Origin of the sequence: Salmonella sp. 5800 (assembly GCF_046558195.1) — a bacterium.
GTDB classification, from domain to species: Bacteria; Pseudomonadota; Gammaproteobacteria; order Enterobacterales; family Enterobacteriaceae; genus Salmonella; species Salmonella enterica.
Genome location: NZ_JBGDOX010000006.1, coordinates 62,177 through 78,588 on the forward strand (window position 1 = coordinate 62,177; position 16,412 = coordinate 78,588).

The following is a 16,412-nucleotide window of genomic DNA, read 5'->3' on the forward strand; positions in this document are numbered from 1 at the left end:
TTCCTGTAACAGCCGCTTTAGCTATTGATACTGACCGAAATATAAACGAGATGGAATACAAAGAATGAGACTGAGCCCGCCCGTCGCTCCTGTCGCTATACAGACCGCTACGCGCCTTCGCCGCCAACTCGCCGCCGGAAGACAGGTTGACGCTTCTCACTTCTGGCGAGAAGCAAACTCGCTCGCGCTGCCGCTGGTGACAGCCATTAACGGCGCAGACGATGAACGGGAAGTCACCTTCCTGTGGCGTGCCGCCTCTCCTCTGCGGGGGGTTTATGTTCGCCTGAACCGTGTCACCGATAAAGATAACGTGGCGAAAGGTATGATGACGCAACTGCCCACAACGGATATCTGGCATCTGACGCTTCGCTTACCGACGTCCTACTGCGGTTCCTATACGATGGTCGAAATACCACCGAAAACCCCGGACGAGACGGTGTTGCAGCTTGGAAGCCGTTTCGCCTCCCTTGTCGGGAGGGCGGACCCGCTGAACAGCACGCCGGGAATAAATGTTCGGGGTAATACGCAGGAGTCTGTTCTGGCGTTGGATCATGCCCCGGCACAGGAGGAGTGGTCAGGCTGTCGCGCTTACGCCGGGCAGCTTTTCACCTCAGAACATCGGCTTGCCGGACAACGTCGCCGTGTGCGGCTGTATCTTCCTGACGTTCCTGTCGTACAACCGCTGGGCTTACTGGTACTCACGGATGGCGAGATCTGGTTCGACCATCTTGGGGTAAGCGCCGCCATTGACGCCGCCATCCGCAGCGGACGCATCGCGCCGGTGGCCGTACTCGGCATTGATAACATCAACGCGGGTGAACGCGTCGCAATCCTCGGCGGTCGCCGCGAGCTGGTGCTCGACATTGCCGAACGCCTGCTGCCAACCCTTCGCGCCAAATACCCGGAACGACAGTGGGCGGACCGTACACAAACGGTGCTGGCAGGACAAAGCCTCGGCGGCGTGACCGCGCTGATGGCGGCCCGCCACGCGCCAGAGAGCTTCGGCCTGGTGCTGAGCCACTCCCCCTCTATGTGGTGGACGCCGGACAACCGCAATCGCCCGCCCCATTTCAGCGCAGAAGAGCGCTCATGGGTCAGTGAACATGTGTTATCCGCGCCCTCGCCAGCCGTACGTACGCATCTGTGCGTGGGATCGCTGGAAGGTTCGACGGTCCCGCAGGTCAAACAGTTGCATGAAAAATTGCGCGCCGCCGGCGTTGAAAGCCATTGCAGCGTGTACACCGGCGGTCACGATTATGCCTGGTGGCGCGGCGCGCTGATTGACGGATTACGTCTACTGCCCCGATAAAACTTCACCTGCCAAAAAGGAATCACATCCGATGTATGGTCGCCAGTACCACAACAAGTGCTATCGCATGGCGCTATTTTTAGTGAGTTTTTGTTTTAGCGCGCTGAGTTATGCGCAGCCGGATATGCAGCCATTAGGGCCGAATATTGCTGATAAAGGTTCGGGATATTACCATTTTAGGGTCAATGACTTTCAATCTGCCGATGGCGCAAGACATTACCGGGTATGGACCGCTATTCCCAATAAAGCCGCCCCGCCGTCGGGTTATCCTGTTTTATATATGCTGGACGGCAATGCAGTGATGGACAGGCTGCCGGAGGCGCTGCTCAAACAACTGGCAGACCGCTCGCCGCCGGTGATTGTGGCGATTGGCTATCAGACTAACCTGCCGTTTGATCTTAACGGCAGAGCTTATGACTATACGCCGGCGCCGGGAATCGATCGCGAAGGCAGTGAAAATAACCCGCGTTTTCATCGTAAAACCGGCGGCGGGCCAGCGTTCCGCCAGCTACTGGAGAGACATATCGCGCCGCAGGTGGAACAAGGAATAACCATCAACCCCGAACGGCGCGGGGTATGGGGACATTCTTATGGCGGCCTGTTCGTTTTGGACTCCTGGCTGTCGTCATCCTTCTTTCATATCTATTACAGCGCCAGCCCGTCACTCAGCAGGGATAATTTTGCCCTGTTGAATCGCCTTACGACAGTGAAGCCGTCGCCGTTCTGCCATAAAAAACTCATTATAATGGAAGGTTCAGCGTCGAATGGAGATAGCAGGCAACGCCAGATGGCCGAGCTCCTGCAAAAAGTTCAGGAGACCGTGAGAACGCTTGAGAACAACGGCGTTAACGCGGCCCTGCAGCATTACCCGGGCCTGGGCCACGGGCCCATGTTTAACGCCTCTTTTCGCAATGCATTGCTGGATATCAGTCGCGAACCGGCAAGCCAAAAACCACGCTGCCATTAACCCGTCGCCAGAATATGCCCGCCAGCGGCGGGCATAACCTATCAAAACGAGGCCGTCACACCGGCATAATAAGCCCGACCCGGTTCGTTATAGGTATTTGCCCCTTCGGCGGAGCGATAGATCTGTTTATCGAAGATATTGCTGATACCGACATTAAGACGCAGGTTCTTATTGATATCGTAGTTAACGTTAGCACCGACCAGTGAGTAAGCCCCCAGCGCTTTCCCGGACAATCCTTTGGTCTCTTCACTACGCGACTCCGCATGTGTTCGCGGTTTTTGCTTGCCGTATAACGTCCAGTTGACGTTAGCGGAGAGCGCGCTGGTGATAGTCCAGTCGAGGAAGGTATTCACCGTATATTTCGGGATTATCGATAAGGGATTGCCGGTATCTTTTTGCTCAGAAGCAATCATATAAGTCGCATTGGTATTCCAGTTCAGACGGTCCGGCATCAGCGGAACAGCCATGCTGGCTTCAATACCTTCAATCAGCGCCTTACCGCCGTTCTGCCACTGCAATACATAAGCGCCAGATGCGCTTCTGCCAATAATCTTATCACCTGCGACAATCTTATTCTGATAATCGTTACGGAAATACGTGACGCTTGCGTGGTAATCGTCTACGGTAAATTCCAGCCCGATCTCTTTATTGATGCTAATTTCAGGATCGAGGTTCTTATTACCGACCAGGTAACAGCCGCCCGACGTAATATCTTTTGGACAACCGTTGCCTTTCGAATAGAGTAAATACCCCTCACTGGTTTGATACAAGTTCGGTGCCTTAAAGGCCCGGGCAATACCGGCTTTCACCTTGACGTATTCACCTAACTCCTGGGAAAGGTTAAGACTGGGACTAAAATTACTCCCGGATTCGCTCAAATAGTCAAAACGCAGACCCGGAATAATATTGGTACCGGCCATGGGTTCGATATTATCTTCAACGTACAGCGCACTGATTTCCGATTTATTTTTGCTGCTACGGTTAGCCGCCGAACCGGAAATCCCGGCGATATTGCTATCCTTAACCGTCAGACTGGTAGAGGAAGGATCGTTCAGCTCATCGCGGTTCCACTCCGCGCCGACGGTGAGCGTTTGCTCAAATAGCCATATCACCGGAACATTCACCTCGCCGCTGGTGCGATACGAGGTCAGGCGGTTAGTGGTGAACGTCTGGTCGTTGGTAATACGCCCCTCGCCGCCGCCGGAGAGCCCCTCATTCATGCGGGTGTTATCGGTTTTTTCATAGTAGAACCCCAGGCGGCTTTGCCCCCAGTCCCAGATGCCGTTATGAGTTAGACCGTAATTCTGCCGGTACAGGCGATTGGTCTCCCGCCCGGACTGCGCCAGACTTTTGGTAACTGCGTTTGAAGTACTGTTTTGCGTATCGCCGGCATAGATATTCCCCTGCCGACTGTATCCCGCTTCAAAATCAAGGATTTGCTGCGGGGTCATTTTCCATGAGAAGACGCTATTAATATCTTTATTGGTGACCCCCTCCCGTCCGGCGGCATTTTTGGTACCGGCGGAGGAGTTAATATCCCAGCTGTCGGCATCGGTTCTGTTGAGATTACCGTACAGGCGCATCGTCAACGTATCACCAGCCAACGGGCCGCTAAGGCTAAAGTTACCCCGCCGGGTGTCACCCTCTTTGCTGCTTTCCGGCTGGTTGGTATAGAGCGACAGCGAACCATGCCAGTCGTTAGTGGGGCGTTTGGTGATGATATTCACCACCCCGCCTGCGGCACCGGAGCCATAGCGAGCGGCGGCGGGCCCACGGATCACTTCAATACGTTCTACCATCTCCGGCGGTACCCAGTTTGTATCGCCACGGGTGTCGCGTTCTCCGCGCCAGCTATAGCGAACCGAATTTCGCGACGTCACCGGCACGCCGTCAATCAGCACTAAAGTATTTTCCGGCCCCATACCACGAATATCAATTTGTCGGTTATTTCCGCGCGTCCCCGAGGCGCTATTGCCGGTAAGATTAACCCCAGGCATCTTACGAATAATATCGGCAAGATCGTTAACGGGAGGATTCTTTTGAATATCGTCACGAGTAATAATCGAAACGCCCGGCTGTTGCTTTAATACTTGCTCGGCGGTGGATTCAACCACCATCGTTTCGCCGTTGTCGTCAGTAGATTCTGCTGCTGATAATGGACTATTAACCCCTGTAGAAACCACGGTTATTAACCAGATGAACTTCTTAACTCTCATACCCATTCCCTAAATAATGTCTAAAGTAGCGCTGTTGCCCTCAAGCTCACATCCTTGCCAGGTTACGTCTATATAGTAATTATTATCATATGCTAATGATAATAATTATCATTCAATTAAGAAAAAGGCAATCTTTCGACCGCAAAAATCTGGTAATAAAAAACGGAAATGGGATTTTGCAATATGACTCTCTGTCCGGGCTCCACTTTGCCAGTAAATCCGGGAAGGGTGGCAGAATGCGCCTACTGAACGGAAGTTTTACAAAACAGGAATAGAGAAATAAAACTATTTTTCAATGCGTTAATTACAAGAAACAACCAGGTAAGATGGTATAGCGCGGTTCAGGGTTCACCGCCGCTTCCCTGCAGACGGCGAACCGTTCTTACAGTTTGCCAGAGACTTTCCGTCAGGGTAATGGCGGGATCGGATACGATTGTAGTCATTCGATATATGACAATGAAAGTGATGTTGGCGCCAAAATACAAAGCGCCTGGTAATAATTATCAGGCGCTTTGCAGACAGAAAACCATCAAACATCGGTTTCTCGTTCTCCAGAAGCTACTGGAAAATATGACAACCCACAGTTAGTGGGTTTTACTGCCGTGTCTTGAGAAGTACCTTCTTGTATTCCCAAGTCGTCCAGGAGACGCCGCAACCAATAAAGTTCAATCGCCTGCACTTTTCTCTGTCGTTTGTCTTCCCTTTCAGAAGGCGGGCGAATATCAGACTCATGAGTACATGTAACACAATAACCTTTTAACTCTATCCATTTAGGCGCGGGGGGGCCCTTAGGCTCGGGAGGCGTCGGGCTGGCAACGCACGAACAGGCACTTATACATCCAGGCATAACGTTTTCCTTTTCAAACAATTCGCTTTAGTTGGAAGTTCTACTTGAGAAAATAGAAATGGTTATTCAGATATTTTTACCGTCGCATACTCCTGTAATAATAAAAGATACTGTAAATAATTAACTCTCAGCTACTATTCAGTAGCAGATTGTTATTCTTACATTGCTTTTATTTTCGATTTACGTCAAAAAGGACTAAATATCTTCACTATAAAATTCGTTAAAAAGTGCTTGTGTACTCGTAGACATTGTGGCGTCTTCGGTACATGAACCGGTTAGTGTACAATCTTTAAAACTGGTATTTTTTAAATTAGCCTCGGACAAATCAACCTCGCCCAGGTTAGTAGAAATGAAACTCGCCTTTTGCAGGTTTGCCCGGGTTAAGACAGCGCCTTCCATATCAGTAGCCATTATAGTAGCACCCTTTAATGTCGCACCGCTCATATCGGCAAGTATAAGGTTTGCGCCTGAAACATTAGCGTGATTCATATTCGCACCGGAACAATTACATTCTACCATGCTACAGCCTAACAGACTCGCGTGTTGTAAATTGGCGCCAGTAAGATTAGCGTGATCGAGGATAGCGCCACACATAATAGTATCTTCCAGACAGGCGTTCGTTAAGTTACTGTTGCCTAATAATGCTCCCGATAGATTTGCGCCGCTTAAGTCTGCGTCACATAAATTTTCTGCCGTCAGATTTGCTCCGGGAAGGACAGCGCCTTTAAGATTCATGCCTCCCTGGGCAGTTAATATTACAGAATCCTGAGGGAGAGAAAACTCGGTTCTGAATAGTAAAGCTCGACATATTCTTTCAAAAGAGACAAGCGGAATTTCTCTTGTCTCAGAATTGTCGCCTTTACTGACTCGTACAATAACTTGTCCAGCTTCGTTATTCTCACCAGGAAGATTAAATTCGACACGACACCCGCCCATATCCTCCAGTATAATGTTTTCTGGCAACGGAGCACCTCTGCCAGGCATTGAACTATTCAATGTATCAGCCATAACCTCTATCAATTCCTTATACTGTGTTTCATTTCTCCGACGTACCCCACCACAGGTAAAAAAGTTAATGATATGTTCCAGAATAGTTTTGGGAGAGGTGGCTTGCCGCATAGCAGCATAAGTCCCCGCGCCAAAAGCAGATGTAGCCATACCGGCCAGACTACCGAGTGAACGCTGCATAATATTTTCTCCCAGAGAGCAACATAGTACATGATAAAATTTATCATATAGATTTGCATTTAGAGATAAGGTGAATACCCCCTTTGCGTCTGGTTACATAATCACGCATCACGACGCTTTGCTGTCTGACTTACACAATACCAGCCAAATAAATATATTGGCTTATACTCGTCATACTTCAAGTTGCATGTGCTGCGGCTGCGTTCCCTCACCCCAGTCACTTACTTTAGTAAGCTCCTGGGGATTCGCTCGCTTGCCGCCTTCCTGCAACTCGAATTATTTAGAGTATAAACATTATTTAAAATAATAAACACGGCATTCGTTTTAATACTACGTTCAGGACTCATCCCACTCATTAGCAGAAAATCTATTAAAAAGCGTGTTCAGGCGTTTTATTGCTGCCATTGATAAACTGTTTAACAACGTCGTCTGTACAGGCCTTCTTCGTTGCCTTTACGTTTAACTCAATCAGGCTACCGTCTCGGTTATAAGTCTATCGAGTAGTAGGGACGTAGTATGACGATGCAGCAAAGTGATATGGAAAGATATAATCCATTATTAATGTTAAAAGAAGTCATGGCGCAGACGCCTTATCGCCATAAACGCTGGGGAGAGCGTAAGTTTCGCTATAAATTTGTATTACGTTGCCTTATTAACCCCGTAACGACAATTAAATACTTCAATGAATTATGCCATCTGTCTCAGCCCAGAACGCTGATCATTCATCGTCCCCTATTGCCGGCAAAAATCCAGCGGCCCTATTTGTATACCGGACTTAGCATACGTTGCCGGGCAAGGGCTATTCTGGAACACTACCAGTTCGTTCAGTCCTTTCCGGAAAGTAAAATTAAAAAGATCCTTCTGTCCGAGGAACAAATCTTACTCGCTCACCTGGAAGGAAAAAACGGTGCTCTGGTAGATATCTACTGCGGTCCCTGCGGCTATGACAGAGAAGGTGAACTGACATTAACGCTGTGCTTCAATGATACGCCGTTGGCACGTTTATCATTTTCCTTTATACGCCATGAAGGGAAGCAAATAGCGCTGGTTGCCGGGTTACAAGGGCCCAGTAAACATGTCGGCCCACAAGTCATACGTAACGCCACCAAAGATTGTTACGGTCTCTTTCCTAAACGGATGCTGTATGAAGCATTTGCGACATTGATGCTGGCCTGTAATGTCGACGAGATTTATGCGGTAAGTGAAAACAACCATGTTTATCGTCAACTCCGGTACTTATTCCAGAAGAAAAAAACTTTTGTGGCCAGCTATAGTGAATTCTGGGAGTCGCTAAACGGCGTTAAGAAAGGTGCCTTATATCATCTGCCATCACAGGTGATGCGTAAAGCGCCTGAAAGTATCCCCAGCAAAAAACGCGCAGAGTATCGGAAACGCTATCATATTCTGGATACAATAATACAAGAGGTTAACAGCCTCTCCCGGTAGAACTATTTCATACGCGGATGCGCAGATCCTGCTACCGTTCAGCGGATCTCTTTGAAATCTGTATCGCTACTGGATGGTTAAATACAGAATGGCTTGCGAGTGAAAAGCGCGGCATTAAACCGTCGCTTTCACTCATGCTATGATCAACATCTTAATCTTATTCCCTTCACCATAACGTCATCGATTAGCATGTTAACCATTAAATACAAGCTAAACATTTTTCACTTTTTTATTTGGTTGAGCGAAAAAATAATACAAAATAGAATTTTCAGTAAGCTAAGTCAGGAGTTTTGGTGAAAATACAAGAAGTTAAGCGTATATTAACCCGCTGGCAACCGTCTTCCTTTTCCCTATACCGGGAGGTGTTTACGCAATACGGCGGTAGTATCAATATGCACCCAGATATTGTGGATTATTTCATGAAGCGCTATAACTGGCATTTTAAATTCTTCCACTATAAAGAAGATGATAAGATTAAAGGCGCCTACTTTATCTGTAATGATCAGAATATTGGCATCCTGACGCGCAGAACCTTCCCGCTATCTTCAGATGAGATACTTATTCCGATGGCGCCAGATTTACGCTGCTTCTTGCCCGATCGTACTAACCGACTTTCGGCGTTGCATCAGCCACAAATACGCAATGCCATATGGAAACTCGCCAGAAAGAAACAAAATTGTCTGGTCAAAGAAACGTTCTCTTCTAAGTTTGAAAAAACACGCCGTAATGAATATCAGCGGTTTCTTAAAAAAGGCGGAAGTGTAAAAAGCGTTGCTGATTGTTCTTCTGATGAACTGACTCATATTTTTATCGAGTTATTTCGGTCTCGTTTCGGCAATACTTCATCCTGCTATCCCGCTGATAACCTTACCAACTTTTTTAGTCAACTGCATCACCTTCTGTTTGGGCATATTCTTTATATTGAAGGGATACCCTGTGCATTTGATATCGTACTGAAATCTGAAAGCCAGATGAACGTCTACTTTGACGTATCTAATGGTGCAATTAAAAATGAGTTCAGGCCACTCAGTCCCGGCAGCATACTAATGTGGCTAAATATTAACCGCGCCAGACATTACTGCCAGGAAAGACAAAAAAAATTACTTTTTTCCATCGGCATACTAAGGCCTGAATGGGAATATAAGCGCATGTGGTCGACCCCCTATTTTACCGGAAAATCGATTTGCTAAAAAGAAAGCCTGGACGTAAATATGTTTTTTACGTCCAGATTTTTCATAAGTCCTGATGAACTGATAAAAAACGAAAGTTTAATCATAATTTGAAAAATAAGTTAACCACCATATAATCATAATGACAATTACTCGAAATTCACTTACACTACACTCGGTTTTACGGAATTGATTAACACGGTATGTTACAGATAACGTGCTAAAAAGCGTGCAGCGGTTATACATTTTCATATGTATGTGTCATTAACCTGGCGTCAGGAACAGATGATGATGACAACTACCCTTTTATCTCTTCTGGCCTGGCATACCGTCAGTAGATTAAAGGTGTAGCCTTGCTTTATGGCATTACAAAAATGTGGGTGAGGTCTATGCTCAATGTATACGTTATTTGTAACAACGCTCTTGTGCATAAACAATACGTTATTGCCAACAGCACTGAACGGGTACAGTGGTTCTTGCTGACAACAGGCTTAAAGATCGCCTTAACACGGGATACCTGATAACTGGATTATATTATGACACATGCAGACTGGCTGATTCTTGGGTATACAACTGTTATTATTATTTTTGGTATTGTATGTTATATCGGATTGCTTAAATTGATAACGAAAGGCAAGCATGAAAAATAACGCACTTACCAGGAAGAATATACTCTCAGGAGATAAAATGCTTCGGCAATGATATGACACCACTGCCGAAATGCTATTTTTACAGAAATCAATCAGGTATTGAGGGTGATTTTATCATAGCCGCGCCAGCGATAATTCAACAACGAGAGCAGCCAGAATAGCACGAAAGCGCCCACTACCCAGAAGCCCACATTCCCCATATGATCGTTAAGCGTGCTTACGGTCTGCCAAAATGTTCCGCTTAACTGTAACGCATCATCAATCAACCCCAGCGCCTCAAGCCCGCCAATCGCCAGCGCGACAATGACGGATGCGGCGGTAATGGTCATATTATAATAAAGCTTACGTAATGGATGCGAGAAAGCCCAACCGTAAGCGCCGACCATGACAAAGTTATCCAGGGAATCCACCAGCGCCATCCCGGCGGTAAACAGCACAGGAAAAATCATCATCGACCAGAGAGATAGCCCCTGGTTGGCTGCTGAAGCGGAAATGCCCAGCAATCCAACCTCGGTTGCGGTATCAAATCCCAGACCAAACAGAAAACCGACAAAATACATATGCCAACTGGAAGTGACCAAACGAAACGTACGCTGAAATATACGCGTCATCAGCCCGCTAGGTATCGCCTCGTCATGCGCCCTCACTGACTCGCCGCGGGTAACCGAGCGAAATTGCCGCCAGACGTTGAACAAAATAAACAGGTTAAGCAGGGCCATCGCCAGCAGAAAAAAAGCGGAAACAGCCGTACCGATCAATGAACCATATTGATGCAAAACATCAATACGATCGCGAAATGCCATCGACGTCACAACAATCGCCAGACATGCCAGAACGACAATGGTCGAATGACCCAATGAAAAAAACGCCCCCACGCCTAAAGGCGTTTTACCCTGCTGCATCAGTTTACGGGTGACGGTATCAATGGCCGCAATATGATCGGCATCAACCGCATGACGCAGCCCAAAGCTATACGCCAGTATGGCTGCGCTTAGCATGACGGCATGGTGATGAAAAACACAGAACGCCCAAATCCAGGCCAGGATGTTAACCCCAACAAGAAAGACGGTTAATGCTATTCCCCGTCGTTTAGTATGATTATTCATGCCCCTGCACCCACTATATTTTTAATTAACGCTACGGTTTGTAGGGGGAATGTATGATCATTTGATTAAAACGTCACACCTCAAGATGCGACTTTTTGTAAACGTGCTTTACCGCTGACACATTTGTGCGCATTACTGCGGAACAAGGCTTAAAAAGCGTATCCGAACGTATAACCCTCCCAACGCTTCACTACGGGAAAAATGGGGATGAGTACGGTGCAGGCGTGCGATATCATTGACCAAAGCCAGACCAATGCCCGCCCCGGCCACATTTCCTACGTTATCGAGCCGGTGGAACGGCTGTAGCGCCAGATGGATGTGTTCATCATCAATGCCGGGGCCGCTATCTTCGACAACCAGCGTCACGGCATCGCCATCCCGTTCAAGCCGCGCGGTGACGATGCCTTGCTCAGGCGTGTATTTCAGCGCATTATCCAGCAAGTTTCCGCACAGCTCGCTAAGCAGTACCTCATCCCCCTCGATCCACATCGCTTCCTGTTCGCCTTCGTAGCCCAGGTCGATATGTTTACTCCGCGCCTGCGCCAGGCGGGTAAAACAGCCGCTCTGTACGATATCGTACAGATTCACCGGGGAAAAACGCCGCTCGCCCTGCTCTTTATGCTTTACCGCAGAAAGTTGCAACAATCTTTCCGTGAGCTGAATGGTGCTATCCAGCGTTACGCTCATCGCCTGCAGACTTTCGTACCAGTGATGAGGGTGCCGGCTGGCTAACGCCACCGCCGCCTGCGTTTTTAACACCGCCAGCGGCGTTTTTAACTGGTGAGAAGCATCGGCGCTAAAGCGTTCCTGCCGGGAAAGGATGCCGCGGAGCCTGTCAATGTAGCGATTAAACGCCACGATTAACAAGCGTGTTTCCGACCACGGCAGCAGTTCCGGCAGCGGCGTTAGCAGACCCGGTTCGCGGCGTACCATTAATGACGAAAGTTGACGCATAGGGCGCAGGATCCGGCGTAATAACCAGCCAACCAGCACCAGGGTCAGCAACACCAGCAGCCCCTGTGAGATCCAGGAAGAGAACAGCAGTTGGCCCGCCAGATAACGACGGGACTGCAGCGTCTCTGCGACATAAATCTCCGCCATGCCGATAATGCCGCCTTCGTTGACCGGCTGTAGCAAACGCGCCACGCGGATCGCCTCGCCGCGATACTCGGTATGATAGAACCACGCCAGCGCCGGATAAAGCCGGGTACGGGGCGTAGCGGGCGGCATGGCGGGCAGATCGTCATAACCGGAAATGACCTTTCCGGAAGGGTCGACGACTTTGTAATAGAGTCGATCATTCATATTAAGCTCGAAGCTATCCAGCACCACCCAGGGCACGTTAACTTCCAGATGGTTATTGCGCACCACCAGCCGTTCCGATACCGTTCGCGCCGAGGAGAGCAACGTGCGATCATAAGCCTGAGTAGCGGCCTGTAGCGCATTGACATAGCTGTTAAACGCCGATAGCCCCCATAGCAGAATCAGCGGCAACCCCAGGAACAGTAAGAGTTGCAGGTACAACGATTGCGGCTTAACCCACTTCATCGCCGCGCTCCAGCACATAACCCAGGCCGCGCAGCGTCGTAATTCGTACATCGCTTCCCTGGAGTTTTTTACGCAGTCGATGAATATAAAGTTCGATGCTTTCAGGGCTTACCTCATCGTTCAGGCTGAACACCTGTTCAAAAAGCTGCTGACGCGAAACCGGCCGCGTTCGTCGGTACATCAATACGGTTAAGAGCGCCTGCTCACGCGGCGTCAGCGCTAACGGCTGTCCCTGTAACAGAAAATACCCTTCATCATGAAAGATCAATTCACCCAGTTGCTGAACTTCATGAACCTGCCCAGCGCTGCGTCGCAGCAAGGCCCGTAAACGAGCATCCAGCTCTTCCAGTTCAAAGGGTTTCGGCAGATAGTCATCGGCGCCGACGTTGAGACCTTTTACACGATCCGCCACCGCGCTTCGCGCCGTGAGCAGCAAAACGGGCAAGGTCTGACCGCGTTTACGCAGCCGTTGCACCACCTCCAGTCCATCCATTCCCGGCATATTGATATCCAGCACCGCCAGCGCGTACATTTCACTGTGCAGAAGATGGTCAGCCGCCAGGCCGTCAAATACGCAGTCCACGGCAAAGCCGTTTTGCACCAGCGCTTTCTCCAGCCAGTGAGCCAGCTCACGGTTATCTTCCGCCAATAAGAGACGCATATCACATCCTGTAAAGTTTCTGCCGCATTGAAAGGGAATTGAAAGGTTATTGTTTTAACAATCACGCAACCGAACTGCTACATGTCGGCTCACATAATCACAAAAATCTTCTTCCGAACCTGAAAAATCCGGACGTCCGGCGTGAGGATAAAAAATGAAAAAACAATTACTTCGTACCCTTACTGCAAGCATTTTATTAATGAGTACCTCTGTTCTGGCGCAGGAGGCGCCGTCGCGAACGGAATGTATCGCGCCAGCCAAACCTGGCGGCGGTTTCGACCTCACCTGTAAGCTGATTCAGGTGAGTTTGCTGGAGACTGGCGCTATCGAGAAACCCATGCGGGTAACGTATATGCCTGGCGGCGTCGGCGCTGTGGCCTATAACGCGATAGTCGCCCAACGCCCTGGCGAACCCGGGACTGTGGTCGCCTTTTCCGGCGGTTCGCTGCTCAACCTGTCGCAGGGGAAATTTGGTCGCTACGGCGTGGATGATGTGCGCTGGCTGGCAAGCGTGGGCACTGATTACGGCATGATCGCCGTGCGTACGGATTCCCCGTGGAAAACGCTGAAAGATCTGATGACAGCGATGGAAAAAGATCCCAACAGCGTGGTCATTGGCGCTGGCGCCTCTATTGGTAGCCAGGACTGGATGAAGTCGGCGTTGCTGGCGCAAAAGGCGAACGTCGACCCGCACAAGATGCGCTACGTTGCCTTTGAGGGCGGCGGCGAGCCGGTGACGGCATTAATGGGCAACCATGTTCAGGTTGTCTCCGGCGATCTCAGTGAAATGGTGCCTTATCTGGGCGGCGACAAAATCCGCGTACTTGCCGTCTTTTCAGAAAATCGTCTGCCGGGCCAGCTTGCCAATATCCCTACCGCTAAAGAACAGGGCTACGACCTGGTGTGGCCGATTATTCGCGGCTTCTACGTCGGGCCCAAAGTCAGCGATGCCGATTACCAGTGGTGGGTGGATACCTTCAAGAAGCTCCAGCAAACCGACGAGTTTAAAAAGCAGCGCGATCTGCGCGGCCTGTTTGAGTTCGACATGACCGGCCAGCAGCTCGATGACTACGTGAAAAAACAGGTTACTGATTACCGTGAACAGGCGAAAGCCTTCGGACTCGCGAAATAATCGCGGAGGCAATGATGAGCGATCGTATCTTTGCGGGTATCTGGCTGTTGCTCTGTATCGCCGGGCTATTCATCGCCTGGCAGATCCAAAGCGAATACAGCTATGAACCCGTCGGCCCCCGCCCTTTTCCGCTGGGGATTATCGGCCTGATGGCGCTCTGCGCGCTGGCGCTGTTATTGCGCCATCCCGACACGGTTAGCTGGCCGCGCCGCCATGTTCTGCAAAAGCTAATTACCATGATCATCATCCTGTTGATGTATGCCTGGGGATTCGAATGGCTGGGTTTTCCCATCGCCACCGCGCTTCTCACCATGGTTATCGGGATGCTGTTCGGCGCCACGATTCCGGCGGCGGGTATCTCCGGCGCGGTATTGGGTATTCTGCTGTGGTATGCCTTTGACCGGCTGCTTGATGTCACCTTACCTCTCGGCGCCTGGCTGAGTTAACGGAGCAACGATGGATACCTGGATATATCTTTCTCAGGGCTTTGCGGTGGCGATGACGCCGGAAAACCTGGTTATCGCGTTGATTGGCTGCTTCGTGGGCACGATCGTCGGTCTGCTGCCGGGCCTAGGACCGATCAACGGCGTGGCAATCTTACTGCCGCTGGCCTTTGCGTTGCATCTGCCTGCGGAGTCGGCGCTAATTCTGCTGGCGACGGTGTACATTGGCTGTGAGTATGGCGGCAGGATCTCCTCCATATTGCTCAACGTCCCCGGCGATGCGGCGGCGATCATGACGGCGCTGGACGGTTACCCAATGGCGCAGCAAGGGAAAGGCGGCGTAGCGCTGTCGATTTCCGCAGTCAGCTCATTTTTCGGTTCATTAATCGCTATCGGCGGCATCATTCTGTTCGCCCCTTTACTGGCGCAATGGTCGCTGGCCTTTGGTCCGGCGGAATATTTCGCCTTAATGGTTTTTGCCATCGCCTGTCTTGGCAGCATGATGGCGCAAAACCCGCTTAAATCATTTCTGGCAGCGCTGATCGGTCTTGGCCTTGCGACCGTCGGCGTGGACGCCAACACCGGGGTTTATCGCTTTACCTTTGACAGCGTTCATCTTTCCGACGGCGTACAGTTTATCGTCGTGGTGATCGGCCTGTTCTCGGTATCAGAAATACTTTTAATGCTGGAACATACCAGCAGCGGGCAAACAATGGTCCGCAAAACGGGTCGAATGTTGTTCAACCTGAAAGAAGGCGCGCAGTGTATCGGCACCACCCTGCGTTCTTCGGTAATCGGCTTTTTTGTCGGCGTATTGCCCGGCGCCGGGGCGACCATCGCCAGCGCCATTACCTATATGACCGAGAAAAAACTCAGCGGCAACAGCGATAGCTTCGGCAAAGGGGATATTCGCGGCGTCGCGGCGCCGGAGGCGGCAAACAACGCCTCTGCCTGCGGCTCCTTCATCCCGATGCTGACGCTGGGCGTTCCCGGTTCCGGCACTACGGCAGTGATGATGGGGGCGCTGACGCTGTACAACATCACGCCAGGCCCGGCGATGTTCACCGAACAGCCGGATATCGTCTGGGGACTCATCGCTGCGCTGCTGATTGCGAACGTGATGCTGCTGATCATGAATATCCCGTTGATCGGTCTGTTCACCCGTATGCTCACCATTCCGCTGTGGTTCCTGGTACCCGCCATCGCTGCCGTATCGGCGGTAGGGGTGTATGCGGTACACAGCACCACCTTCGATCTGGTGCTGATGGTCGCGCTCGGCGTGTTAGGGTACATTTTACGTAAAATGCACTTCCCCATGTCGCCGCTGATCCTGGGATTCGTACTAGGGGAAATGCTGGAGCAGAACCTGCGTCGCGCACTCTCCATCAGTAACGGCAATATGGCGATTTTGTGGCAAAGCGGCGTTGCCAAAGCCCTGCTGATCATGGCGATCATGGTCATTGTCGTACCGCCAGTGTTACGTCTGATCCGTAAACACAGCCGTAAACCGCAGGTTGACGCCGGTTAATTGACTGCTGAAATACGTTGTACTTGTCCGGCCTACGCGCTCATGTGCCAGGCCGGGCAACCCCGCCAGCATCACTCTCCCCATAACTCGCTCATTTTCCCCCCTTCTTGCCGTTGTCAGGCTCGTGGCGCCGTTAACCTCACCTTTCGCATTGTTAAATATTTGTTGTTTTTGATCACAATAATTAAACAAAAGCGGTTAT

The 16,412-nt window shown here is 50.3% G+C and carries 12 protein-coding genes; 7 read left to right on the top strand and 5 right to left on the bottom strand.

The annotated features are described in order from the left end of the window. Nucleotides 1-64 precede the first annotated feature (64 nt). Nucleotides 65-1,309: an esterase family protein gene (locus tag ACLJZ5_RS12795; RefSeq protein ID WP_024797800.1), complete on the top strand. Its 1,245-nt coding sequence runs from the start codon at nt 65-67 to the stop codon at nt 1,307-1,309. Between the two features lie 31 nt (nt 1,310-1,340). Further along, nucleotides 1,341-2,276 (top strand): alpha/beta hydrolase, encoded by a 936-nt coding sequence (locus ACLJZ5_RS12800; RefSeq protein ID WP_024798670.1) that lies wholly within the window; start codon nt 1,341-1,343, stop codon nt 2,274-2,276. A gap of 41 nt (nt 2,277-2,317) precedes the next feature. Here ACLJZ5_RS12800 and ACLJZ5_RS12805 read toward each other — a convergent pair whose 3' ends face one another. Both ACLJZ5_RS12805 and pipB2 read right to left on the bottom strand, forming a co-directional pair. Beyond that, nucleotides 2,318-4,492, bottom strand: coding sequence for a TonB-dependent siderophore receptor (locus ACLJZ5_RS12805; RefSeq protein ID WP_001747679.1), 2,175 nt, complete (start codon nt 4,490-4,492; stop codon nt 2,318-2,320). A 1,042-nt stretch (nt 4,493-5,534) separates the two neighbouring features. After that, complete coding sequence (gene pipB2 / locus ACLJZ5_RS12810) at nt 5,535-6,527, bottom strand: type III secretion system effector PipB2 (protein ID WP_023136559.1); 993 nt, start codon at nt 6,525-6,527, stop codon at nt 5,535-5,537. 516 nt (nt 6,528-7,043) lie between these two features. On the opposite strand from pipB2, the gene ACLJZ5_RS12815 reads away from it, so the two are divergent. Continuing rightward, nucleotides 7,044-7,973: a VirK family antimicrobial peptide resistance protein gene (locus ACLJZ5_RS12815; protein WP_023206563.1), complete on the top strand. Its 930-nt coding sequence runs from the start codon at nt 7,044-7,046 to the stop codon at nt 7,971-7,973. Between the two features lie 293 nt (nt 7,974-8,266). After that, on the top strand, nt 8,267-9,163 hold the full coding sequence (locus ACLJZ5_RS12820; protein WP_024797803.1) for an antimicrobial resistance protein Mig-14: 897 nt from the start codon (nt 8,267-8,269) through the stop codon (nt 9,161-9,163). 721 nt (nt 9,164-9,884) lie between these two features. Here the strand turns inward: ACLJZ5_RS12820 and ACLJZ5_RS12825 are convergent. The 3 genes from ACLJZ5_RS12825 to tctD form a co-directional block, all read right to left on the bottom strand. Further along, complete coding sequence (locus ACLJZ5_RS12825) at nt 9,885-10,898, bottom strand: HoxN/HupN/NixA family nickel/cobalt transporter (protein WP_024797804.1); 1,014 nt, start codon at nt 10,896-10,898, stop codon at nt 9,885-9,887. A gap of 132 nt (nt 10,899-11,030) precedes the next feature. Next, the gene (locus tag ACLJZ5_RS12830) at nt 11,031-12,446 is read right to left on the bottom strand and encodes a sensor histidine kinase (protein WP_024797805.1); all 1,416 of its coding nucleotides are present in this window, start codon (nt 12,444-12,446) and stop codon (nt 11,031-11,033) included. Beyond that, nucleotides 12,433-13,107, bottom strand: a complete 675-nt coding sequence (gene tctD / locus ACLJZ5_RS12835) for a transcriptional regulator TctD (protein ID WP_001237934.1) — start codon at nt 13,105-13,107, stop codon at nt 12,433-12,435. Before tctD ends, ACLJZ5_RS12830 begins: the two co-directional genes overlap by 14 nt. 154 nt (nt 13,108-13,261) lie before the next feature. Here tctD and ACLJZ5_RS12840 point away from each other — a divergent pair, with 154 nt between their 5' ends. From ACLJZ5_RS12840 to ACLJZ5_RS12850, 3 genes are read left to right on the top strand one after another with little or no spacing between them, the layout of a single operon-like run. Further along, on the top strand, nt 13,262-14,239 hold the full coding sequence (locus tag ACLJZ5_RS12840) for a Bug family tripartite tricarboxylate transporter substrate binding protein (protein ID WP_024797806.1): 978 nt from the start codon (nt 13,262-13,264) through the stop codon (nt 14,237-14,239). An 11-nt stretch (nt 14,240-14,250) separates the two neighbouring features. Next, nucleotides 14,251-14,685, top strand: coding sequence for a tripartite tricarboxylate transporter TctB family protein (locus ACLJZ5_RS12845; protein WP_001574835.1), 435 nt, complete (start codon nt 14,251-14,253; stop codon nt 14,683-14,685). A 10-nt stretch (nt 14,686-14,695) separates the two neighbouring features. Continuing rightward, nucleotides 14,696-16,210: a tripartite tricarboxylate transporter permease gene (locus tag ACLJZ5_RS12850; protein ID WP_000382034.1), complete on the top strand. Its 1,515-nt coding sequence runs from the start codon at nt 14,696-14,698 to the stop codon at nt 16,208-16,210. Nucleotides 16,211-16,412: the final 202 nt, after the last annotated feature.